The sequence below is a fragment of the Zhongshania borealis genome (genome assembly GCF_039539625.1).
GTDB classification, from domain to species: Bacteria; Pseudomonadota; Gammaproteobacteria; order Pseudomonadales; family Spongiibacteraceae; genus Spongiibacter; species Spongiibacter borealis.
In genome coordinates, this window is the sequence record NZ_BAABDM010000007.1 from 12,803 (window position 1) to 33,641 (window position 20,839).

A 20,839-nucleotide genomic window follows, 5' to 3' on the forward strand; every position below is an offset into this window, starting at 1 on the left:
GCCTTGAGGTTGTAGAAAAACTAAAGCTGAATTCTGGCGAAATTATTTGATCGTATTTTGATTTAAAAATAGGCGCGTTTTTCGAAATTTGGCCGACTTGATATGTGAATAACCTACAGATTTCGAGTAGGAAAACGAATGTAATTTAATTTTTGGAGTCGCTAGAGTTTTTCTACAACCTTGTTATACCGTGGGTGTAGTAAGTTCGGTTTCGACCCAAAGCGGACATTTTAACTAAGACATGCACCATGAAATCTCGGTGTATTTAATAGGGCAAAGTAGATTCAAAATGACCACTGATAATAACAACTCAATTAAGTGCATCCAGAAAGAAATTTCAGGGAACTGGCTTACTAATGGCCACCTGGAGGCATGTATTCTTAAACTTTCCCCTCCAGCTGAAACTGAGTGGCAGAATGATAATAATCGTACTGAAAATGTTTCTATTATTACGCAATTACTTAAGCCCCTTGAGGGGAGCGACCAAAGCCTTTTAGCACAAGAGTTTCCCGATAAACCAGCACTTGTACTGACACCTGAATTAGCTTTCGGATCGCCGGACTTTGAATCATTAGATACCATCGTAAAACAATATAATCAGAACCTCATTTTGATTTGCGGTTTTGGCGTCACTAGCGGGGGAACGCTGAATACACTAGCAGAGAAGCCAGGTGTTGAAGGAGCTTGGAATGCATCGCCTAATCCCCATAAAAAATATAATGGTGGCTGGGTATGGATAAAAGATGGAAATTCCACTCAATGCTATATTTTCCTCAAAAATTATTTAGAACAGAATACGGAAATCACTGGCGAAAATATTGTAACAGGGGATTATATTCTGCGCCTTGATGGCAATGATGTAATAGTTTTTCCGCTAGTATGTGCAGACTTAATTTCCAAAGAAGACAACAATCCTAGTAGCCGTATTGTAAAATCTCTTAATAAGAACAGCTCTACAAATAAACGGGTATTGGTAACAGGGTCGCTATTAAACATAAAGTCGGAAAGCGACCATTGGAAGACTGCCATCGGCGATTTGTTGGAATCTTCTAAATCATCAAAGGTAAGATTGCTATTAAGTAATTGTATCAACCCTTCTCCGGTAAAGGATGAAGAAATAGATAAATGGCGATGTTTATCCGGAGTGTTCCAGCATCGTGAAGGGTGCAAGCCTCCACCCAAGCCACTCCCATATGTACGCTACGTTAATGGTGAAAAGTTCTCTGGCTTTGTATTGCGCAATTCTGAGATTGGAGCAGTTTTTGGAAAATTACAGTGGACTAATAATTCATCCGAAGGAAAACAGGCCTTTTCAGAGTGCCAGCAGCATATTTGGAATGGCAGTGAATTTTATCCTTGTGATGGCATTTGCGCGGCAGATGAGCTTTACCGCTTTATAGTAAGAAACAAAGGAAGCATGCTGCATAGTAAAATCAACTCGAATGAGGCTTCTAGAACTCTTGCAGATAGTGAACTTGATAAGCTATTAACTGAATTATCGCCAACCTCAAACTCACTTCTTCGTTCTGTTGCAGGAAAACTTTTTCAAAAATGCTTAAAGGGTATTAAGCAAGAAGTGCAGTTCTGCCCAGATCAACTGTACAGCCGTTCGGAAAATCTGGATTGCGCAATTACGACACTAAGTCTTATTCAACATGCTATTGAAGCCGAGCTTATGCCAGAAGGAAAAGAGCTGGGGTATGGCCAGTTGTTATCAGATAATGAAGAGCATGAGATTTTAATTTGGGACTCATCCGAGCATACAGCTAATCAGTTATACAGTCTGGTGAAGGAAGGTATCGTTAAGGACGGTGGAAGCGCTCGCCCTTTAATGATTGTGGGTCGAGGAAATGGAGGTGGAAGCTTTCCAGACGAAGGGAGGATGCACAGCAATTGGCTCGCGGATATTTCCAATGCCCCACCTCTAAATGCTGATGTTGATAAAGATATATGCGAAGCAAATGACCGCGTTGTTTTCTGGAAAAATCAGGGAAAAGTCGATGACGTATTGGCATCTGCCGCTCTTAGGGAAGATTTGCTCAAAAGCTTACGAGAAGAAATTATAGTGCCTGAGGATTTATGACAGAAGCTAATTCAATCACGGAACTTAAAAAATATTTCGTACAAGCGGGGTTTGTAGATTCAACTGTGCTTATGGCCGATATTTGCCCTATTCCAGATAGGGTTTTTGTTATGCACAACAGCTACGCTCTGATGGCCGGATATGCAGCTTTGCCAGAAGAAAGCGAAACAGAATCTTCGTTAATGGAAGCAAAAGAGAAAATGCATGCTTTTATCCGTAAGGCATTATTAGCTCTAGAAAATCAGAAAGGCCTTATCATAGATGGATATTTACTTATAGCACTCCATCAAGCGCCTCTTGCAGAAGTAAAAGACACAGTGCGAGATATTGAATTAGATACGAAAGTTTGTAGAAAGCATGTTGTATGGCCTATGGAGAATGGAGATAACTTAGACAGGTTACAGTTCATAACTATACTTTCCCTACCTGAACCGCTTCGTGGCAATTCTGCTAACACAACCTCTTTTGAGTTATCTGCTGAGGCAAACACCCTGCTTACTAAGTATGATGAGCTTGGAAGTCTGGAGCGGTTATTAGATGCAATTAAAAACGGAGAGCTAGCCGATGCTAATTGATAACCTCAATATACAGTGTTTCAGAGGAATATCTGACTCCCTATCATTAGATTTTACAGCACCTTTAACAGTGTTATACGCACCTAATGGTACAGGAAAAACCAGTATTTGTGATGCAGTAGAGTGGGTTTTATGTGGAGGTGTCGGGCGGTTAGGAAAAGATGAAAGCATTCGCTGCAAATTAGGAGATGACAGCCTTAAAACTACAGTTGAAGCCAATATCCCTCAAAATGGCAGACCATTTTTTATCAAAAGGGAGTTATCTGGCTCTGGTACTCCACTCTATTGGAAAGATAGTGATTGCGATTACACCATTGCAACTGATCAAGAGCTGCTGAGGCGTTTTGTTAAGGCGTTGCCTCCAAGTGGAAATTCTAACAAAGCCAAGGTGGACTGGGTGCGCTCAACACGGTTTCTTGAAAGCGACTCTCTAAGGCTTCTAATAGACAGTGACAAAGAGTCAAATGACACCAGAAAACTAATTTTCTCAAGTCTATTTGGAGTAGCTGAGTATCAAAAGAATGAGCGTGACCTTAACAGGATTCTGGGCAAGCTTCCTTCTGAACGAAAAATCAACAGCGAAACAAGCAAAATTAATAAGAAAATTGCAGAATATGAAGAATTAATAAAAAAGCTGACTGCGGAGCAAACTGCTCCGTATAAAGATCACGTATATAACTTGCTCAGTAATATTGCCGAACGCTTGGGTATTGCAAAAAATACAGACAAAGAAGCTGACCTCCAGAAATACCATGAAACCTTAGAGGTTCAGTATATTCAATACATAGAGTCCTTAGTTGAAAAGAAATCTTTGTTGGCTTTTATTCGGGAGAAAATCGGAGTTTATCAAGAGTATTTGTCAAGTTATGAAACGATCAATAAGATAATTAAAACTGACATTTCCACGCAAGAAATACTAATTCAGGATTTTAAGAAGAAGCAGATCGAGATTACTGAAAAGAAGGAATTTTTACAAAAAAAAGAGGAGCTAATCAATGAAATTCGTGAATCCATAAGCGGAATAAAAACAGAGAAGGCAACTTGGCTTAATTTGTACAATTTGTATAAAAATCATTCGCTTGAGATTGATGCCTCAAAAAACAGAACGACTGAAATTTCTAACTATATTACTTCAACAGAACAAAGAATCTCGACACTAAATGAAAAACTTCTTTTAGTAGGTGATTATATCAAGTCACTGCCATCTTGGCGGAAGAAACATGCAGAGCTTAAGGGAATAAATATTGAGCTTGAGGCATTACAAGAACGGAAATCAAAAGAAGCGCCTGATGTCCCCCTCACAGAACAAGCATCAAAAATAAAATCAGAATTAGATGCTTTGCAATCTTCACGTGAGAAAGCTCTGGGAGAAATTGAATTACTATTATCTTCAGGGAAAAGGTACGTTGAAACGCACACAGAAGACTCTGAATGTCCACTGTGTGAGCATAGTCACGAAAGCAACTTCGTTCTTCAAGAAAAAATCAACACTCGCTTTTCCAGGCTATCAAAAAAGTCTAAAGAAGAAGCTGTATTAGCCTCGAAACTTGATGAAATTACGCAGCTTTTAACGCAAGAAAACAATTACCTTAAAAAAGCTGAAGAACTAACCGCTAAGAAAATTTTTCTCATAAATGCTATTCAAGAAACAAGTGAAACATTTATTGCTATGGGCTTGGACAGATCAGATATATCTAAGCAAGAGTCTATCTCTGAGAAACTTGAAGATATTCAACTGCAATACCAAACCTCCGTGAAAAAGCTATTTAAGGACATTGCTCCATACAAAAGTGCCTATGATGCTGCTAGCAAATTGGAGGAAATCCGCATTAAAGCTCAGTCCTTATCATCTTTATGGTTTGAGCGACTAGATATAAGCGGTGAAAAATCATTTACTACGGATGGTACTAGTGAGGCATTAGAAAAACTGGAGGCCGCCCTTGAAATGAAAAGTACGGAGCTAAAACAGTTACACGAAGATTCAAAATCAAATGTTCAAAAGCTTTCTGATGAAATATTAAAAGCAGAGAAAGATAATAAGAAAAAAGCTGCTGATATTGCAGCCGCCAGAGAAAAACTCAATCCAATTCATACCTTCATTCAGGACTTAAAAAGGAAATGGGGAATAATTTCTAAGGCTGAGATTATAAACGATACTGAAATTGAGAATGCTTCTGCTAGTATTGCAAAAAAAGAGCAGATACTTAACGAAGTAAAAGGTCTTTTTACAAAAACAGAGGAATATTTCGTTAAAATAAAAGAGTCTGAGATAAAAGAACGAGAACACGGATTATACAAAAAAGAAATAAAAGAGTCTCAGGGCGAGCTTAAGGAATGGGCTTATCAAGCAAAAGCGCGCACTGTTGTTGAAAATGAAATTGACCTTATAAAGGAAGAAATTAGACGTTTTATTGCAGAGGAAATTCGTCCTCTTACTAATATCATTAATACGCTTTACTTGCGCGCCCAAGGAAATAGATTCATAAATTCAATAGAGGCTCGCCCTAGCAAAGAAGGTTTCTTAGAGTGGGTTGCTGAGCTTAATGATGAAGGTGAATCTTTTGATAAAATGCGGTCTTTGAGTCAAGGGCAGAGGCAGGATTTGGCTCTATCCATCTTTTTAGCGCGCGCCAGAAGTCTTGGTGGAACCTTCTTTTTGGATGAGCCTTTAGCTCATTTAGATGATCTGAACCGCGTTGCATTGCTTGATACGTTAAGAATAATCGTTTCAGAAAGAAGAGCCACTAATCCTCTGCGCTTAGTTCTTACAACGGCTAGCAATAATTTGCTCAGACATTTAAGAGAGAAATTCAGCCTAGTGGAAGATGGCAATGGTAATCCTGCTCTTCGGATTTACAAAATGAGTGGAAATCCTAAAGTTGGTTTGGATGTAGAACCTCCTGAACTTGTGCATTCACCTAATAGATTATTAATAAATAATTCTGTACGCCCTTAATGCATATAAGAAGACATTTACCGACCAATGGCAATTTTCGATCAATGTCCGCTATTGGCCGAATTAGGACATAGCGAAGTTAATGCAGGTAACGTATACAAGCGTAAGCGGTCGGAAAAATTACTCGCTGCGCAGCCAATTTTCTGCGGTTGTGAGCGTTAGCGAGGTCTTTGATGACGTGCAGGCTGTGTAGAGGAAATGCCCCGTTGATCTACGAAGAGCCATCAAGCAGACATAAAAAAGGGCCAATAAATATTGGCCCAAGAGAGACATAGATAAACCTGGGTTAAAAATCGTAGTTTACTGTTACGCCGTAAGTCGATGGTGGTGCGAGTGTACCCATGATGGAATACGAGGTGGATACCGCAAATTTAGAGGTATAGTACTCTTCGTCAGTTATATTTTTAGCCCATAAACTCAGAGAGAGTTTTTCGTCACGATGACGGAATTTAACATTTGCGTTATAGGTAGTGATGGGATCTTCGCTCATATTTTCGGTATTGAATGCTGAGAAATAGATGCGGCTTCTATGATATGCGCCGACATTAACACTAATTGTGTCGCCGCTTTCGAGATTGAAATCATATTCACCATTTATATTTGCGGTAAGTTCCGGTGCTTGTACTAACTCGTTACCAGCGAACTGTTGAGTTATAAAAGTGCTTGAGTCATTTGGATCGCAGCCTGCTGTACCACCAGCGCATGGGTCTACCTCGTTAACTGACGAAAATTCCTTTATTTCAGTGTCGAGGTAACCAAGCTGAGCGTTAATGCGTAGATGGCGCGATGCTACCCAACTTAGCTCCACCTCTGCGCCCATGATTTCCGATTCACCGGCATTTTCGAGCTTTGAACCAAAAGCGCCACCTGGTGCAGGTATTGTTTTACCTAATTGCATATTAGTGAAATCGTAGACGAAAGCGGCGGCATTTAGGCTTAGCGTTCGATCAAGGAACAGGCCTTTAACGCCAATTTCAAATGCGTCTACTTCCTCAGGGTCGACAAACGCGGAAATCTGACCTAAATTCGCTGCGCCACTTTTGAATCCCTGAGAAAATTTAGCGTAAAGGTTGATGTCGTCAACGGGTTGATACTCAACACCTATATCGACGGTAAAGTCGTTCCAATCACCGTCGTCTGCAAACGGTATAGTACCGCCAGGGGTAGTGAACAGGTCTGACTTTTCGCGTTCCTCAACACTGTAGCGACCACCTAATGTCAATGACCATGTGTCTGAAAGGAAGAAGTTAAAATTAGCGAAAAGCGCGGACGCTTCAACATCCATAACGCCCTTAACCCTAACGATAGCATCCGCCGGCCCGCTAATCCCGATAGGATCGAATCCTAGTGGTGAGTCGGCGTTTAGTTTCTCTTTGTAGAAGTAAAGTCCAACTAATCCGTTAGCTCTATCGCCGCTGTAATGCAGTTGGAGTTCTTGCGAGAACGATTCAGTTTCGTAGGCATTTTCTACATTTAAGCCTGGCACTAATGAGGCATCCATATCTTGGATTTTTACCGAGTCAAATGTGCGGTGAGCCGTAATTGAGGTTAAGCTTAAATAGTCATCAATATCCCAATTGACTGTTGCATTGTAAGCGTCTGAATTACGTATATTAAAAGCGGGCGCATAGTTGGACCGGATATTACGTGGGTCGTCCGCCGTTAAGCCAGTAGAGCCGATGGGTGGCAGTGTGGCGGGATTATTAGTTCCGTCAGTTTCAATAAAATGGAGCACGTAGGCGCTATCATCTTCGCGTTGCCTCGAGCCTGAAAGTAGTATGTTTAGCTTGTCGACGGGCTTATATTCCAGTAGCACGCGGCCAGAAAGTTGATTTGCGTCGTCGATGTCTGTTCCAAAAATTTCGTTCTCGCCATAGCCATCGCGCTTATTGGCTTTTACGGCAATCCGTCCCAATAGTTTATTGTCGATGATAGTTCCGCCAAGGGCCGCCTCTGTTGTCATTAGGCTATAGTTGCCAAGGGTGGTGTGGATGTAGCCCGTCGTTTCTTCAGTTGGCTTGTTGGCGATGAGATTGATTGAGCCGCCGGTAGAATTGCGTCCGTAAAGGCTTCCCTGTGGTCCTCTTAGCACCTCAACCCTTTCTAAATCATAAAACACGCCGAGTTGGGCGTGTCCGGGTGAAACCACGACGCCGTCTACATGGAGGGCAACGGATGGGTCGGTACCGAAAAAGCTACTGACAAGACCAATGCCCCGAATAAATATCTTCGCGGATCCGAAGTCAGTCCCTATTGAAACATTTGGCGAAAATGATTCCAGATCTAGCACGTTGACTACCTGGTAGTCATTCAATTTTTCACTAGTGACAGCGGTTACAGAAGCACCTACATCCTGTAAAGATTCCTGGCGTTTTTGCGCCGTAACAATCACCTCTTCGATTGTGTACTTAGTGTCTTCTTGAGAATAAGCTTGTGTTGCTGAGAGAGATAGCCCTGTCACTGCCGTCAACAGAGCGATATTCGTTACGGATCTGTTTTTTATCATCTTGATTGCCCATTAAAATATTATAGTTAGAAGGTGTACTCTAGATTTTAGAGATTATCAGCAAGTTCTAATAAGTTCTGCTTACTTAAAGCTCGCATTTAGGTCGCATTAATTTTTGTTAGAATGAGAGCTGGCGAAATCTGCTTTGGGAATGCTTTTTGCTTTTACGTGACTGACTCATTACTTTGCAAATTGGGCGGCAAGTTCATCTCTAAACTGGGGCGCCGCAATATTTATGAGAGCCTCTGCGCGCTCGGCGGTTGACTTATAGGCGAGGCTCGCGATGCCGTATTCCGTAACTACATAGTCCACATCTGTGCGTGGGATGCTGACAATTGATTGATCACCCAGCCGTGCTGTGATTCTTGATTGGCTACCCTTCGCTGCAGTAGCGGGTAGTGCGATGATCGACCGGCCATTGTGAGATAGGCGAGCACCCCGGATAAAATCCAGTGCGCCGCCAGTGCCGCTAATCTGCCTATTATTAACCATTTCGGCGTTGACCTGGCCAAATAGATCAACCTGTACTGCTGAGTTGATGGACACGAAATTCTTTAGCGCTGAGATAATGCGTATGTCGTGGGTGTAAGAAACGGGACGAAATTTCAGCGACTTACAGTTTGCCGCCCACTGGTAAAACCGCTCGTCGCCCAGCGCAAATCCAGTGATATGCTCACCGCTATCGATGGCTTTGTTCTCGCCGGTAAAAACACCTGAATCTATTAAAGTAGCAGCCGCTTTCGTAATCATTCCACTATGTATTCCCAGGCCTCGATGGCTGGATAACGCACTTAGAATAGCGTCAGGGATATTACCGATGCCAAACTGAAGGGTGTCGCCGTCGTCGATCAGGCTGACGACATTACGGGCTATGCGCTCAGTTTCTGGCGAGGCTTTATAATCGGCTATAGAAGGCAAGCTGTGGCACGCTTCTACCGCATAGTGTATATCGCGGTATGCAATACTTGGGCTACCACTGGTGTGGGGCATAGCGCTATTGATTTCGGCAATTACGGTGTTGGCGCGAGTAAGCAGAGCGGGTACAAAATCGACGGTCGGGCCGAGACTACACTGGCCATTGCTGTCTGGCGGGCTGGTCTGAATAAGCACAGTATCGATAGTCGGTAGTAGCTCAATATAAGGAATTATTTCACTGTAGTGCAGCGGCAAAAATCTTGTTTTTCCTGACTGAAATGACGCGTGGAGCTCGCTAAACACAAAGAATGTGCTAAAGGTAGCCGTGTCGTGAAAGCTTTCGGGACGGTAGTTGTTTACACCGGGCACCATGACCGAAATGAAATTAACGTTTTTGCCTGCCGATGGGTTGCAGACTAGGGCGTTGAGCAGCGACGTGGGCTCACCGATGCCACCTTGAATAAACACGGTACTGCCGGGGGCGAGTAGCTCGCTCGCTTCAATGGGGCTGATTAATTTTGTCATCCTTTGCGCCATCGCTCCTTTATGCGTGCTTAAAGACTAAAGCCACCATCAAGGACTAGGGTCTGCCCGGTAACGAAGCGAGCGCGATCCGATGCAAAGAAGACTACTGCGTCTGCGACTTCTGGCGCCGTCCCGAGGCGTTTTAATGAGGAATTTCTGATAGCAGCTTCGACGTACTCTTCGCTGTATTCATTGCCGCGCATACGCTGGAAAAGGCCTGCATCAATTAGGCCTAGGGCTACGGTATTGGCGCGAATACCAAACTTTCCCTCTTCCCGTGCAATGCCTGTTATCAAAGCGTCTATCGCCGCTTTAGGTGCGACCGAGAGTACGTCTCGGGTGGGCCATCGCGATAAGCCAGCGGTACTGATTACAACATAGGAGCCGCCGTGTTCTCGCATATGCCGGAGTGAGGCGTGGACAATATTAAAGAAGCCGTTGGCATCATTGTTCATCACTTCGCGCCATTTACTTGGCGACAATTGATTGATGAACATCATCGGTATATTGGAGCCGGTTGCATTGACGATGGTGTGAATCTTTTTATACTTTTGAATTACCGTTGTGAAAAACTCATTGACCTCTTGTTCGTGTTCGATTGCCAACGGGTAGCTTGCTACATCGCCGCCAAGCGCCAGCACAGCGCCGCTCACAGCGGCTGCTTTTTCCTTATTATTACGGTAGGTAAATACGATGTTTGCGCCTGCTTCCGCTAGCCCTTTACAAATTTCGCTGCCGATACCTCCACTGCCGCCGATCACAACTGCCACACCCTCTGGGAAGTCGGTTCTCGAACGTGCTGCTTGTGATGAGTCGCTCATAATAGTTTCCTGTTCAATAATATCTTTTATGAATTTTAGATGGTGGGCAGCCTAGAGTTTGCGGCCAATGATCTCTTTCATGATTTCGTTGGTGCCGCCGTAAATCATTTGCGGACGAGCATCTATCCAGGCTCTGGCAATGGGATATTCAAGTATGTATCCATAGCCGCCGTGTAATTGTAGGCAGGTGTCTATGACGCGATTTTGCAGTTCCGTGCACCACCACTTGGCCATGGCGGATGCCTCTGCATCTAGTTTGTTTGCGACGAGCAATTCAAGGCAGTTATCAATGTAGACACGACCAATCTGGGTTTCACTTTTACATTCTGCCAATTTGAATTTGGTGTTCTGGAAGTCGGAGAGCGGCTTGTTGAAGACTTGGCGGTTTTTTACATAGTCGATGGTATGGCTCAGCGCGGCCTCGGCGCCGGCGATAGCGCGGATGGCGATGATGAGTCTTTCCCAGGCGAGTTCTTCCATCATGTACTGAAAGCCCAGGCCAGGCTCACCTAAAATATTCGAAGCTGGCACGCGAACATTATTAAAGAATAGCTCAGCAGTGTCCTGCGCCTTTTGGCCTATTTTGTTTAAGGTGGATCCTTTGGTGAACCCTTCTCGATCAGCTTCTACGAGAACGAGGGATATGCCCTTGGCACCGGAGTCAGAGTCCGTTTTTACCGCCAGGATGATCAGGTCTGTTAAGTAGCCATTGGTAATGAAGGTTTTAGAGCCGTTGATCACAAGCTCGTCGCTGTCGCGGATGGCTTTTGTTTTTATTTGTTTGAGATCAGATCCAGCCCCTGGCTCGGTCATACCCAGTGAGCCAATGACTTCGCCGCGCGCCATTTTTGGCAGCCATTTTGATTTTTGTTCCTCCGTCCCCAGGCGATTTATGTAGCAGGCGACAATCTCCGAGTGCATCGCAAACCCTGGCCCGACGGAATTGGCGTACTGCTGCTCTTCAATAATGATCGCGCTGTACTTGCGGCAAACACCCGATCCGCCGTAGTTTTCTGGAATAGTGGTGCAGAGCATACCGAGCTCGCCCGCTTTACGCCAAACCTCGCGGCTGACATAGCCCTGTGCCATCCAGTCTTCCATATTGGGGGCGATCTCATCCTCCATAAAACGGCGGACAGATTGCCTGAATATTTTCTGTTCGTCACAGAAAATAGTGCGCTCGATCGGCATATTCAGACTGGTATTCATATTATTCCCACTATTTTTTTAAGGTATTTAAACCGGCTATTTCAGTGCGATATCGAGACTAGTTTCGCTAGTGTTACCCACGTTTTCATACTGATTTTGTGCATCTTAAATACGGTAATTAGACCGTTGTTCGAAGGCCGAACTTACTTATCGATAGCCGTAAATACTAGAACTGTGGGTGCTCAGGTTTAACTCGCCTTAATTTTATGGCATGCGTAGGCGACGTACTTTGTTTAGGAGGATGCAGGCGAGAGGCCGGTATTGCTCTGGTGTAATGTGTTTCTCACCAAGCGAAAGCGAGTTCAACATGAATGCATTTAAGCACTAGAATTTGCCCTGTCTTAATCGGCGTGGAGTCCGTATGTCTGTCTATCTTCTTGGTCAATTACGAGTGAAAAACTGGAGCTGGTATAAACAGTATCAAGAAGTTACTGAGGTACTAGTGAAGAAATACGATGGTCGCTATCTCGTAAAGTCTGCGCAAGTTGATCAGTTAGAAGGTAGCTCTACTCCGCCTAGCGCAGTTGTAGTGATCGAATTCCCATCAGTAGAACACGCACAGCAGTGGTACCAAGATCCTGATTATCAACCAATGATTGAGCTGCGAAGAATGAGCGACGTGGACACCGAGCTTTTATTGGTCAGCGGTGTTTTTAGTTAAAATAAGTTTGGGGTTAAGAAGTATGTTGCACTTTCAGGATAGTGAACACGTGTCGATGATACGAGACACCATTGAGCGCTTCGTCGAAAAGGAAATGCCAAGAAGTCTGGCTCGACAGTGGGACAACGATAATTATTTCCCTAGAGATATTCATAATAAGCTGGTCGAGCTCGGCTTGATGGGATTGACAGTGCCCGAGGCTTACGGTGGTAGCGGAGTTGATATTACTGCAACGGTAATGGTTATCGAGCATCTTTGCGCCAGAAGCCTAGCGGTAGGTGGAGGTTATATACAGTCGGCGTGTTACGCCGGATTAAACCTCGGCGAAGTCGCCAATGAGGCGCAGAAGAAGGAATTGCTTCCTAAGGTTATTGAGGATGGCTTGATCTTCGCCTACGGGATTAGTGAGCCAGATGTGGGGGCCGATGTTTCAAGTGTGAAGACCACGGCCCGTCGCGAGGGTGATTACATTGTTGTTAATGGTAACAAGCGTTTTTGTTCTGGTGCGGCGGTGGCCGACTATATCTACACGCTCGTGCGTAGCGGCCCAGCTGAAGATCGTTATAAAAATCTATCTCTTGTTTTAATCCCACCGAACACTCAAGGCGTTAGTTTGGATTTACAGGGGACGTTAGGCCTTAAGGGTGTGGGCACCTACGACGTATCCTTCGACGAGGTGAGAATTCCAGCATCGCAAATTATCGGTGGTGAAGAGGGTTGGAATAACGGGTGGTCAAAATTGGTTGGGCCGGGTTTAGATATTGAGAAGCTAGAGGTGGCCGCCATGGCATTAGGCATCGCCACCGCCGCTGTCAATGATGCCTGGGCTTACTCGCAAGAACGAGTTCAATTTGGCAAGCCAATCTGCAAGATTCAGTCGATTCGCCACATGCTCGCGGAAGTAAAAACCAAATTAGAAGCCTGTCGCTTGATGACCTACCACGCTGCAGGGCTTATTGATCAGAATAAAAATGCCTCAGTAGAAACCTCAATGACGAAGCTATTTGTTTGCGATACCGCCCGCGATATCACGATAGCGTGCCAAGAGCTGATGGGCGCTTATGGCTATGTCAAAGATTTTGATATGGAGCGCTATGTGCGGGACGTTCTTATTATGCCGATTATCGGTGGATCATCTGCTATCCAGAAAAATAATATTGCCAACCGACTTAATCTGCCCCGCTAAGTATCTCGTCATTCTGATTTTATATTTACATGGGATGTCGTTGCGAACGGTCCTGTAGAAAAACAATTTTGATAGGAGATGCTTTGTGACAAAAAGTGGAATTGTTTCACTGGGTGGATATATTCCTCGTCAGCGTCTTAGCCGTAAGGCAATTGCCGAAGCCTATACCTGGCTTAGACCCAGCGGAGTGGCGAATGCCAAGGGCGCGCGAGCGATAGCTTCATACGATGAAGACGCATTGACGATGGCGGTAGAGGCAGCTAACAATGCCTTACGTGATGTACCACTAGACGAGGTGCGTAAGTTATTTTTCGCGTCTACTTCTATGCCTTTTTCAGACCGCCAGAACGCGGCGATTATTGCTGAGGCATTGTCGCTTCCCCGTAATTTGTTCTGCGCGGATATTGGCGGAAGTTTGAAGTCTGGCTTAAGTGCATTACGTCAAGCCTTGGAGTCCGGCGAGAGCGCCGTCGTTGTCGCCGCAGAAAAACGCACGGCTAAGCCCGCTAGTGCACAAGAAATGTCCTTTGGAGACGGCGCTGCCGCTTTCGGGGTTGGCGATAGTGAGCTGCTGGCGGAATATCTTGGCGCGTATTCGGTATCGGTTGATATGACCGACCACTACCGTGAGCGAGATTCGAAATATGGCTATTATTTAGAAGATCGTTGGATTCGCGAAGAGGGTTATTTAAAGCTAATTCCTGAATCCATTTCGGGTTTGCTGAAACAAGCAGGGCTAGACGGCGGGGCTATAGATCACCTTATTTTGGTCGGGCCGGACTTGCCTACTAGGAAGAAAATATCATCACAGTGCGGCGTGCCTGTTAATGTGCTGTGTGATGATTTGTATGATGTTTGCGGTGATACAGGAAGCGCTCATCCCCTCGTTTTATTGGCTTATACAATCGAGAGTGCCAGCCCAGGTCAATTAATCTTAGTGTCGGGTTTTGCGCAGGGCTGCGAAAGTATGTTGTTCCGTGTCGCGGACGATGTTGGCCGGTGCAAAAATTATAGCGGAATCAAGAATTCTTTAGAGCAAGCAAAGCCATCAGACGACTACGTTCGCTACCTGTCGTTTTCTAATGCGCTTGACCTAGACTGGGGCATTCGCGCCGAGCGAGATAATCGTACTGCCCATTCTGTTTTTTATCGAAAGCGTGACGCCGTAACAGGTTTTATGGGCGGGCATTGTACCTCATGTAATACCAAGCAGTTCCCGCAGTCACGCGTTTGCGTGAATCCCGACTGTCGAGCGTTGGACACTCAGGTAGCAGAGCCTTTCAAAGATAAAAAATCTTATGTGAAATCATTCACCAAAGACTGGCTAGCGCATTGCTACAACCCGCCCTTTGTATATGGAAATGTGGCGTTTGACGGTGGCGGTATCGTCATGATGGAAATTGTTGACGCGGAAGATCAAGAGCTAGGTGTTGGGACACCGTTAAAGATGACGTTTCGTATTAAGGATCGCGATGCGCAGAGAGCCTACCACCGCTATTTTTGGAAGGCGGCGGTCGTTGCCGAATAGGCGTGGTGAACAAACTAAAACAGTAGGGTAATTCATGGCGAGTGGAATTAGAGATAAGGTCGTAATCATCGGTATGGGATGCACGCCCTTTGGTGAGCACTGGGATAAGGGCGCGGATGATCTTATTGTCGACGCGTTTGAAGAGGCGGTGGCAGACGCGAATATAGACAGAGATCAAATAGATGCTGCGTGGTTCGGTCTCTCTCATGACGAGCAAAGTTTAAGTAAATCAGCCATTTCACTTGTGCAGGCCCTGCGGCTGCCAAATATTCCCGCCACCCGTGTTGAGAATCTATGTGCGACGGGGTCTGAAGCGTTGCGCGGTGCAATCTATGCGGTAGCGGCAGGGGGAAGTGATATTGCCTTGGCGTTGGGCGTTGAGAAATTAAAAGATACGGGTTATGGAGGCTTGCCTGAGCGAACCAAAGGGACCTTTGATGATATGTGGTACCCCAATGTCACCGCGCCGGGGTCTTTTGCACAGCTGGCGATTGCCTATGCTGAGAAGCATGGCATCAGCATGGACCAGCTTAAAGAGGCGATGGCACACGTGTCGTGGAAGAGTCACGAAAATGGCGTGCGCAATCCGAAGGCACATCTTAGAAAAACCTTATCTAAAGAAAGTATCGTTCGCGCGCCGATGATCTCTTATCCACTTGGTCTGTTTGATTGCTGTGGTGTAAGTGATGGCTCCGCGTGCGCGATTGTCACGACGCCGGAGAATGCCGAGCGCATGGGTTTAACAGGAAATTTAGTGAGTGTTAAAGCGTCGCAAATTGCGGTGAGTAATGGATCGGAGATGTCATTCGGGGAATGGGACGGCAGTTACACGCAGACGACCCGTATCGCCGCCCAGCGAGCCTACGCTGAAGCTGGCATAGCAAACCCAAGAGGAGAATTAGATTTAATTGAAGTACACGATTGTTTTTCCATTACCGAACTCGTTGTTATGGAAGACTTGGGCTTGTCTGATGAGGGCCGCGCGTGGCGCGATATTCTCGATGGTCGCTACGACCGGGACGGCGATATTCCCTGCAATGTTGATGGCGGACTAAAGTGCTTCGGGCATCCGATCGGCGCTAGCGGCCTGCGTATGGTTTACGAGCTGTATCAACAAATACAAGGTCGTGCCGGCGAGCGCCAGTTGGCAAATCCAAAGCAAGGTTTAAGTCATAATCTTGGCGGTTTTCCAAATCGCAACGTCTGCAGTATTACGGTAGTAGGGCAGTACTGATAGTAAACATTGAGTTGAATGGCTAAGTTTTGGCTAGATAGAAATAGGTGGATAGCAATGCAAGATAAAACATCATTGGCTGGGCGAGTCATCATGATTACCGGTGCCGGGCAGGGTATCGGGCGGGCGCTGGCAGAATGCGCAGCGGGAAAGGGGGCGCGTGTCGCCTTGGTAGATATTAATCAGCAACTCTTATCTGAAACTGTCGAGCTGATTGGCGAAGAGCGTGCGCGGGCCTATGTGGGCGATATAAGCGATGACGTGTTTGTAGGGAATACGGTAAATAATATCGTCGATGACTTTGGTGACTTACATGGCCTGATTAACAATGCAGGTATTGTTCGTGCGGCGATGGTACACAAAATGACGCTCGCGCAGTGGCAGCAGGTTATTGATGTGAATCTCACCGGTGCGTTTATTTGTTTGCAGGCGGTGGGGAAATACCTAATTCACAAGGCAAACAGTGGCGATCCGAACCCAGGTAGTATTGTAAATGTTTCCTCAGATGCAGGACGGCGTGGGACAGTGGGTCAGATTAACTACGGTGCGGCCAAATCCGGCGTTTTAGGTTTGACGATGTCAGCTGCACGTGAGTGGGGCGTCTACAACATTAATGTTAATAGCGTCTGCTTTGGAATGGTTGAGACGGCCATGACAGAGACAGTTCGGCAGGAAAAGTTTAGAGAAAAATATTTGCAACAGATTCCACTTGGTCGTTTTTCGACACCCGACGATGTCGCACCGGCTACCTGTATGTTGCTATCCGATATGGCTAATTATATTACCGGTCAGCATCTCAGTATTAGTGGTGGATTTCATATCGGCGCCTAGCAGGCTGTTGAATAACTGCCTACGTTGCGTCTGCGGTGTTAAAAATGGCCTAAAAATGCTCATTTACTACGCATAAACTCCGCTTCTTCAGCCATTTTTACCTTGCATCCGCGGCCTCGCTAACGTTTTTCAACCGCCTGCTAGTATTCCTAAATTTCTGCTCGGTGTAATCGCATCGGGCTAAGGCCAATGACAATGATAAAAGACATTAAGTTTAATGATTTTCCAGCGTTGAGGAACTTAATCTCCGAGGAGTTTGGTGAATTTGGCGAGACCTACTTGATTAGCCAAGAGATGATAATGCTATTTGCTGATCTCACCAATGATCATCAGTGGATACACGTTGATGTAGAGCGCGCGCGAACGACGAGTCCGTTTGGCGACACTATCGCGCACGGATTTCTAACATTGGCATTGGCGACAACGTTGCGCCCAAAGCTGGATTTCAATATTACTGCTTACAGTAGTGCCATGAACTACGGGATTGACCAACTGCGATTTCTAGCGCCGGTGGTTGCTGGTTCACGTGTTTATGGTCGCATTCGTTTTGATTCGGTTGAAGAGAAGGCAAGTGGTACCTTAATTACTTCTGAAATGGCGATTCATGTTGTGGGTAGCGACAAGCCTTCCATTATATTTAAATGGAAATTGCTCTATCGGCCATAGTCAGTTTTAGTCTGACTATGGCCTGCATTCTGTACTCGTAATTATTTGTTGAGAAATCGACCCAGCGCTTGATGGTGCTGCTCATGGGTGTGACAAAGACTTTGTTGCGCCGCGCAGAAGTCAAGGAAATCTGGTAGTTCCAGGCGCTCTCCTGCTTGGAGTAGTCTTTTCGATATTCGCAGTGCTTCTCGCGGCTTCTTGGCAAATTCCGCAGCCATTTTTTGAGCGTAGGGAATAAGTTCGGCCGCAGGCACAACCTCTAAAAAAAGCCCGATATTCTTTGCTTCGTCAGCACCAATAATACGTCCGGAGAAGGTCATTTCGGCGGCTCTCTGTTTGCCTACAACACGTGGTAGGAACCAGGCGCCACCGTCGCCAGGAATAATCCCAAGATTTACAAACGTTTCGCCCACCTTGGCGTGCTCTGATCCGATGCGTATATCGCACATACAGGCTACGTCTAAGCCCGCGCCAATCGCCGCGCCATTTACAGCAGCGATGGCGGGTACTTCCAGTTGGTAAAGTGCACGGGCCATTTTTTGGATGCCTCGGCGATAGCGGTCTTGTATTTCTATCGGGTTGCCTCCGAACATTCCCGCTCGATCATACATATCTTTAACATTGCCGCCAGACGAAAAGGCGTTGCCGTTACCGGTGATGATCAGGGCGCCAACCTCATGATGCTCATTGACCCAGTCTACAGTCGCAATTATATCGTTAACTAAGGCGGTACCGGTTAAGGCGTTGCGCACGTCATCGCGGTTAAAGTACAGCGTTGCTATACCGTCTTCCAGTGTTAGTTCTGCGTCGCTCAGGGTAAGTGTTTTAGTCATAAGTTTATCCTCTGGCATCGCTTCGGTTTGTGAGTTCTTCCCAAAGGTTTGCCTGTCCTATTTTTACCAGCTGTTGGCCTAAATAATTTGCCCAATGGCGATCATTGCCAAACTCGGCGCGCCATGACCAGAGTCGCTGGGTAAAGTGGTGCAGGCGATGTTCTTGGGTAAAGCCGATGGCACCGTGAACTTGATGCGCGATGGAAGTGGCTTCACCAATGGCGCGATTCGCGCGTAATTTCGCAGCAGCGATTTCGAACTCAGCATCGCTTTTGTCGTGCGCGTGGCAGGCGGCGTTGGCTGCGCAACTCACCGCCGCCGCGTGTTCAGCGAGTAATGCAATTTGATGTTGAATCGCTTGAAACTTACTAAGGGCTCGACCAAATTGTTTGCGCTCCTGCACGTACTGTACGGATAGTTGCAGCGCTGCTTCTAGTGCGCCAGCGATTTGAGCGGCTTTAAGTAATGCGCCAGCCATAAGAACTTCATTTGTACTGGTGTCTAGTTTCTTAAGGTCAATGAGAGGAGCATTGACAAAGCTGAGCTTATCGCGGGCTTCGTTTGCTTCGTTAATGTGCTGTAAAACGGTTGATGTTTGCGAGGTCGATATGAGGGCTAAATAGCAATCGCCCTGACTTTGGCAATGGACTAGTGCCGTCGGCGTAACGCGTCCCCAGGGAAGTGCGGGTATATCGCCACTGAAAAACGCCTGATCCGAACTTTCATCATGTTGAATGCTCGCGGTATGGGCTGTGCCAATTGTGATAGCGGCGTCGGGAATCTGCATATTGCTGTCTTGTAGTAGCTTTCTCGCGATGATGGTTTCGCCTATCGGCATCGGGATGGCGTGAAAGCCTATCTGCTTGAATATCGCGAAGCCGTCCTGCCACCCGCCGCCAAAGCCGCCGTTGTCTTCGGACAGTAATACGTTGCTAATGCCTAACTCTTCGATGGCTCGCCATAGTTGGTCAAACACGGGCTGTTTGTTGGTTTCGGGCATGCCGTTGGCCATGAGATCGCAAAACAAGCGATCGACGGAGGTAGCTAAAATATCTGTAAACTCATTCATCTTAAACCCAGCCCCTTACTAATAATGCCGCGCAGTATTTCTCGTGTACCGCCGCGCAAAGAAAATGACGGAGAAGCCTTGAGCAAGTAACTCAATACCTCAGCCGTTGATTGGCTGGCTGGGCTGTTGTTTTCAGTGTTAAGCGCCGCCTGAATGTTATGCGGTAGCTGCTGTTCAAAACATGCGCCCAGATCTTTTACGATGGTCGCTTCCAGTATTGCTGACTTGTCGTTGGCCAATTTTCCTGTCACTGATAACGACATCTGCCGTAAGGTCCAGAGTTCGGCGGCAATGTTTCCCGCAAGATTGAGCTCGAGTTCAGACGGCTTTTCTTGAATCGCGCCAAGGAATTTTTCGTACAGCTGATAACTGCTAAGGTAGCGTTCCGGCCCGCTTCGCTCCAAAGCGAGCTCAGCATTTACCTGCGCCCAGCCGTCGCCTAATTGGCCCAATAGCATGTCGTCGCTGACGAATACATTGTCGAGAAATACCTCGCCAAAATGCACTTCGCCGGTGTGATCGGTGATTCCATTTCTGGTGACGCCGGGGGATTTTAGATCGATTAGAAATTGACTTAGGCCGGCGTGTCGGTTGTTCTCGTCCTTACCCGTTCGCACTAAGGTAATCATCACGTGCGCGTGCTGAACTATCGTTGTCCAAACCTTCGACCCGTTGATGAGCCAGCCACCGTCGGTGCGCGTTGCGTGGGTGCTAATGGAGGCCAAATCAGACCCTGAGTTCGGCTCACTCATACCAATACAAAAATACAACTCACCTTTGGCAACCGCGGGAATAAAACGCTGACGCGCAGTCTCAGTGCCAAATCGCAGTATTTGCGGTCCGCTTTGACGATCTGCGATCCAGTGCGCGGCTACCGGCGCGCCCGCCGCGAGTAATTCTTCTACCACGACGTATCGCTCTAGGGCACTGCGTTCGTGACCGCCGTATTTTTTTGGCCAGGTCATCCCGATCCAGCCTTGCTGGCCCAGCTTTCGGCTAAACTCGCTGTCAAATCCCGTCCACGTGTGGGCGCGCTGGACTGGCGTATAGCCGACAAGCGCTTCTTTCAAAAAAGCGCGCACCTCAGAACGGAGCTGCCTAACGTGATGGGGCAGCTCAAAGGGTGAGAAATCGTAGTTTGTCATATCGCTTTGTGAGAATCCGATTTAGAGGAATAGATTGGTAGTCAGCGTACAATTGAGTTGCTAGGCGGAGTGTTCCCCCCGCCTATTCTCTGCGAA

Annotated in this window: 16 protein-coding genes; 9 read left to right on the top strand and 7 right to left on the bottom strand. The window is 46.3% G+C overall.

Annotated features, from left to right (window positions below):
- Positions 1-289: 289 nt before the first annotated feature.
- Genes ABD836_RS15190 through ABD836_RS15200 form a run of 3 tightly spaced genes read left to right on the top strand, consistent with a single transcriptional unit; the run spans position 290 to position 5,614 of the window.
- On the top strand, positions 290-2,083 hold the full coding sequence (locus ABD836_RS15190) for an ABC-three component system protein (protein ID WP_344937593.1): 1,794 nt from the start codon (positions 290-292) through the stop codon (positions 2,081-2,083).
- Positions 2,080-2,658 (top strand): hypothetical protein, encoded by a 579-nt coding sequence (locus ABD836_RS15195; protein ID WP_344937594.1) that lies wholly within the window; start codon positions 2,080-2,082, stop codon positions 2,656-2,658. Before ABD836_RS15190 ends, ABD836_RS15195 begins: the two co-directional genes overlap by 4 nt.
- Positions 2,648-5,614, top strand: a complete 2,967-nt coding sequence (locus ABD836_RS15200) for an AAA family ATPase (protein WP_344937595.1) — start codon at positions 2,648-2,650, stop codon at positions 5,612-5,614. The genes ABD836_RS15195 and ABD836_RS15200 overlap by 11 nt, the downstream gene beginning before the upstream one ends.
- 286 nt (positions 5,615-5,900) lie before the next feature.
- Here ABD836_RS15200 and ABD836_RS15205 read toward each other — a convergent pair whose 3' ends face one another.
- The 4 genes from ABD836_RS15205 to ABD836_RS15220 all read right to left on the bottom strand — a co-directional run bounded on the left by ABD836_RS15205 (position 5,901) and on the right by ABD836_RS15220 (position 11,590).
- Complete coding sequence (locus tag ABD836_RS15205; RefSeq protein WP_344937597.1) at positions 5,901-8,120, bottom strand: TonB-dependent receptor; 2,220 nt, start codon at positions 8,118-8,120, stop codon at positions 5,901-5,903.
- Positions 8,121-8,300: 180 nt separating this feature from the next.
- Entirely contained in the window at positions 8,301-9,560 is a 1,260-nt protein-coding gene (locus ABD836_RS15210) for an acetyl-CoA hydrolase/transferase family protein (RefSeq protein WP_344937599.1), read from the bottom strand.
- A gap of 29 nt (positions 9,561-9,589) precedes the next feature.
- Positions 9,590-10,381: an SDR family NAD(P)-dependent oxidoreductase gene (locus ABD836_RS15215; RefSeq protein WP_344937601.1), complete on the bottom strand. Its 792-nt coding sequence runs from the start codon at positions 10,379-10,381 to the stop codon at positions 9,590-9,592.
- 51 nt (positions 10,382-10,432) lie between these two features.
- A complete protein-coding gene (locus tag ABD836_RS15220) occupies positions 10,433-11,590 on the bottom strand; it encodes an acyl-CoA dehydrogenase family protein (protein WP_344937603.1) in 1,158 nt (385 codons plus the stop codon).
- A 361-nt stretch (positions 11,591-11,951) separates the two neighbouring features.
- Here ABD836_RS15220 and ABD836_RS15225 point away from each other — a divergent pair, with 361 nt between their 5' ends.
- The 6 genes from ABD836_RS15225 to ABD836_RS15250 all read left to right on the top strand — a co-directional run bounded on the left by ABD836_RS15225 (position 11,952) and on the right by ABD836_RS15250 (position 17,696).
- Positions 11,952-12,251, top strand: a complete 300-nt coding sequence (locus ABD836_RS15225; protein WP_344937605.1) for a DUF1330 domain-containing protein — start codon at positions 11,952-11,954, stop codon at positions 12,249-12,251.
- A 22-nt stretch (positions 12,252-12,273) separates the two neighbouring features.
- Positions 12,274-13,437, top strand: coding sequence for an acyl-CoA dehydrogenase family protein (locus ABD836_RS15230; RefSeq protein WP_344937607.1), 1,164 nt, complete (start codon positions 12,274-12,276; stop codon positions 13,435-13,437).
- 85 nt (positions 13,438-13,522) lie between these two features.
- Positions 13,523-14,965, top strand: a complete 1,443-nt coding sequence (locus ABD836_RS15235) for an OB-fold domain-containing protein (protein WP_344937609.1) — start codon at positions 13,523-13,525, stop codon at positions 14,963-14,965.
- Positions 14,966-14,999: 34 nt separating this feature from the next.
- The gene (locus tag ABD836_RS15240; RefSeq protein ID WP_344937611.1) at positions 15,000-16,199 is read left to right on the top strand and encodes an acetyl-CoA acetyltransferase; all 1,200 of its coding nucleotides are present in this window, start codon (positions 15,000-15,002) and stop codon (positions 16,197-16,199) included.
- Between the two features lie 57 nt (positions 16,200-16,256).
- Positions 16,257-17,030, top strand: coding sequence for an SDR family NAD(P)-dependent oxidoreductase (locus ABD836_RS15245; protein WP_344937613.1), 774 nt, complete (start codon positions 16,257-16,259; stop codon positions 17,028-17,030).
- A gap of 189 nt (positions 17,031-17,219) precedes the next feature.
- Positions 17,220-17,696 carry a MaoC family dehydratase gene (locus ABD836_RS15250; RefSeq protein ID WP_344937615.1) on the top strand — a complete coding sequence of 159 codons (477 nt, stop codon included), beginning with the start codon at positions 17,220-17,222 and terminating at the stop codon, positions 17,694-17,696.
- Between the two features lie 41 nt (positions 17,697-17,737).
- Here ABD836_RS15250 and ABD836_RS15255 read toward each other — a convergent pair whose 3' ends face one another.
- From ABD836_RS15255 to ABD836_RS15265, 3 genes are read right to left on the bottom strand one after another with little or no spacing between them, the layout of a single operon-like run.
- Positions 17,738-18,529: an enoyl-CoA hydratase-related protein gene (locus ABD836_RS15255; protein WP_344937617.1), complete on the bottom strand. Its 792-nt coding sequence runs from the start codon at positions 18,527-18,529 to the stop codon at positions 17,738-17,740.
- 4 nt (positions 18,530-18,533) lie between these two features.
- Positions 18,534-19,598, bottom strand: coding sequence for an acyl-CoA dehydrogenase family protein (locus ABD836_RS15260; RefSeq protein WP_344937619.1), 1,065 nt, complete (start codon positions 19,596-19,598; stop codon positions 18,534-18,536).
- Positions 19,595-20,743, bottom strand: a complete 1,149-nt coding sequence (locus tag ABD836_RS15265) for an acyl-CoA dehydrogenase family protein (protein ID WP_344937621.1) — start codon at positions 20,741-20,743, stop codon at positions 19,595-19,597. The genes ABD836_RS15260 and ABD836_RS15265 overlap by 4 nt, the downstream gene beginning before the upstream one ends.
- Between the last annotated feature and the right edge of the window lie 96 nt (positions 20,744-20,839).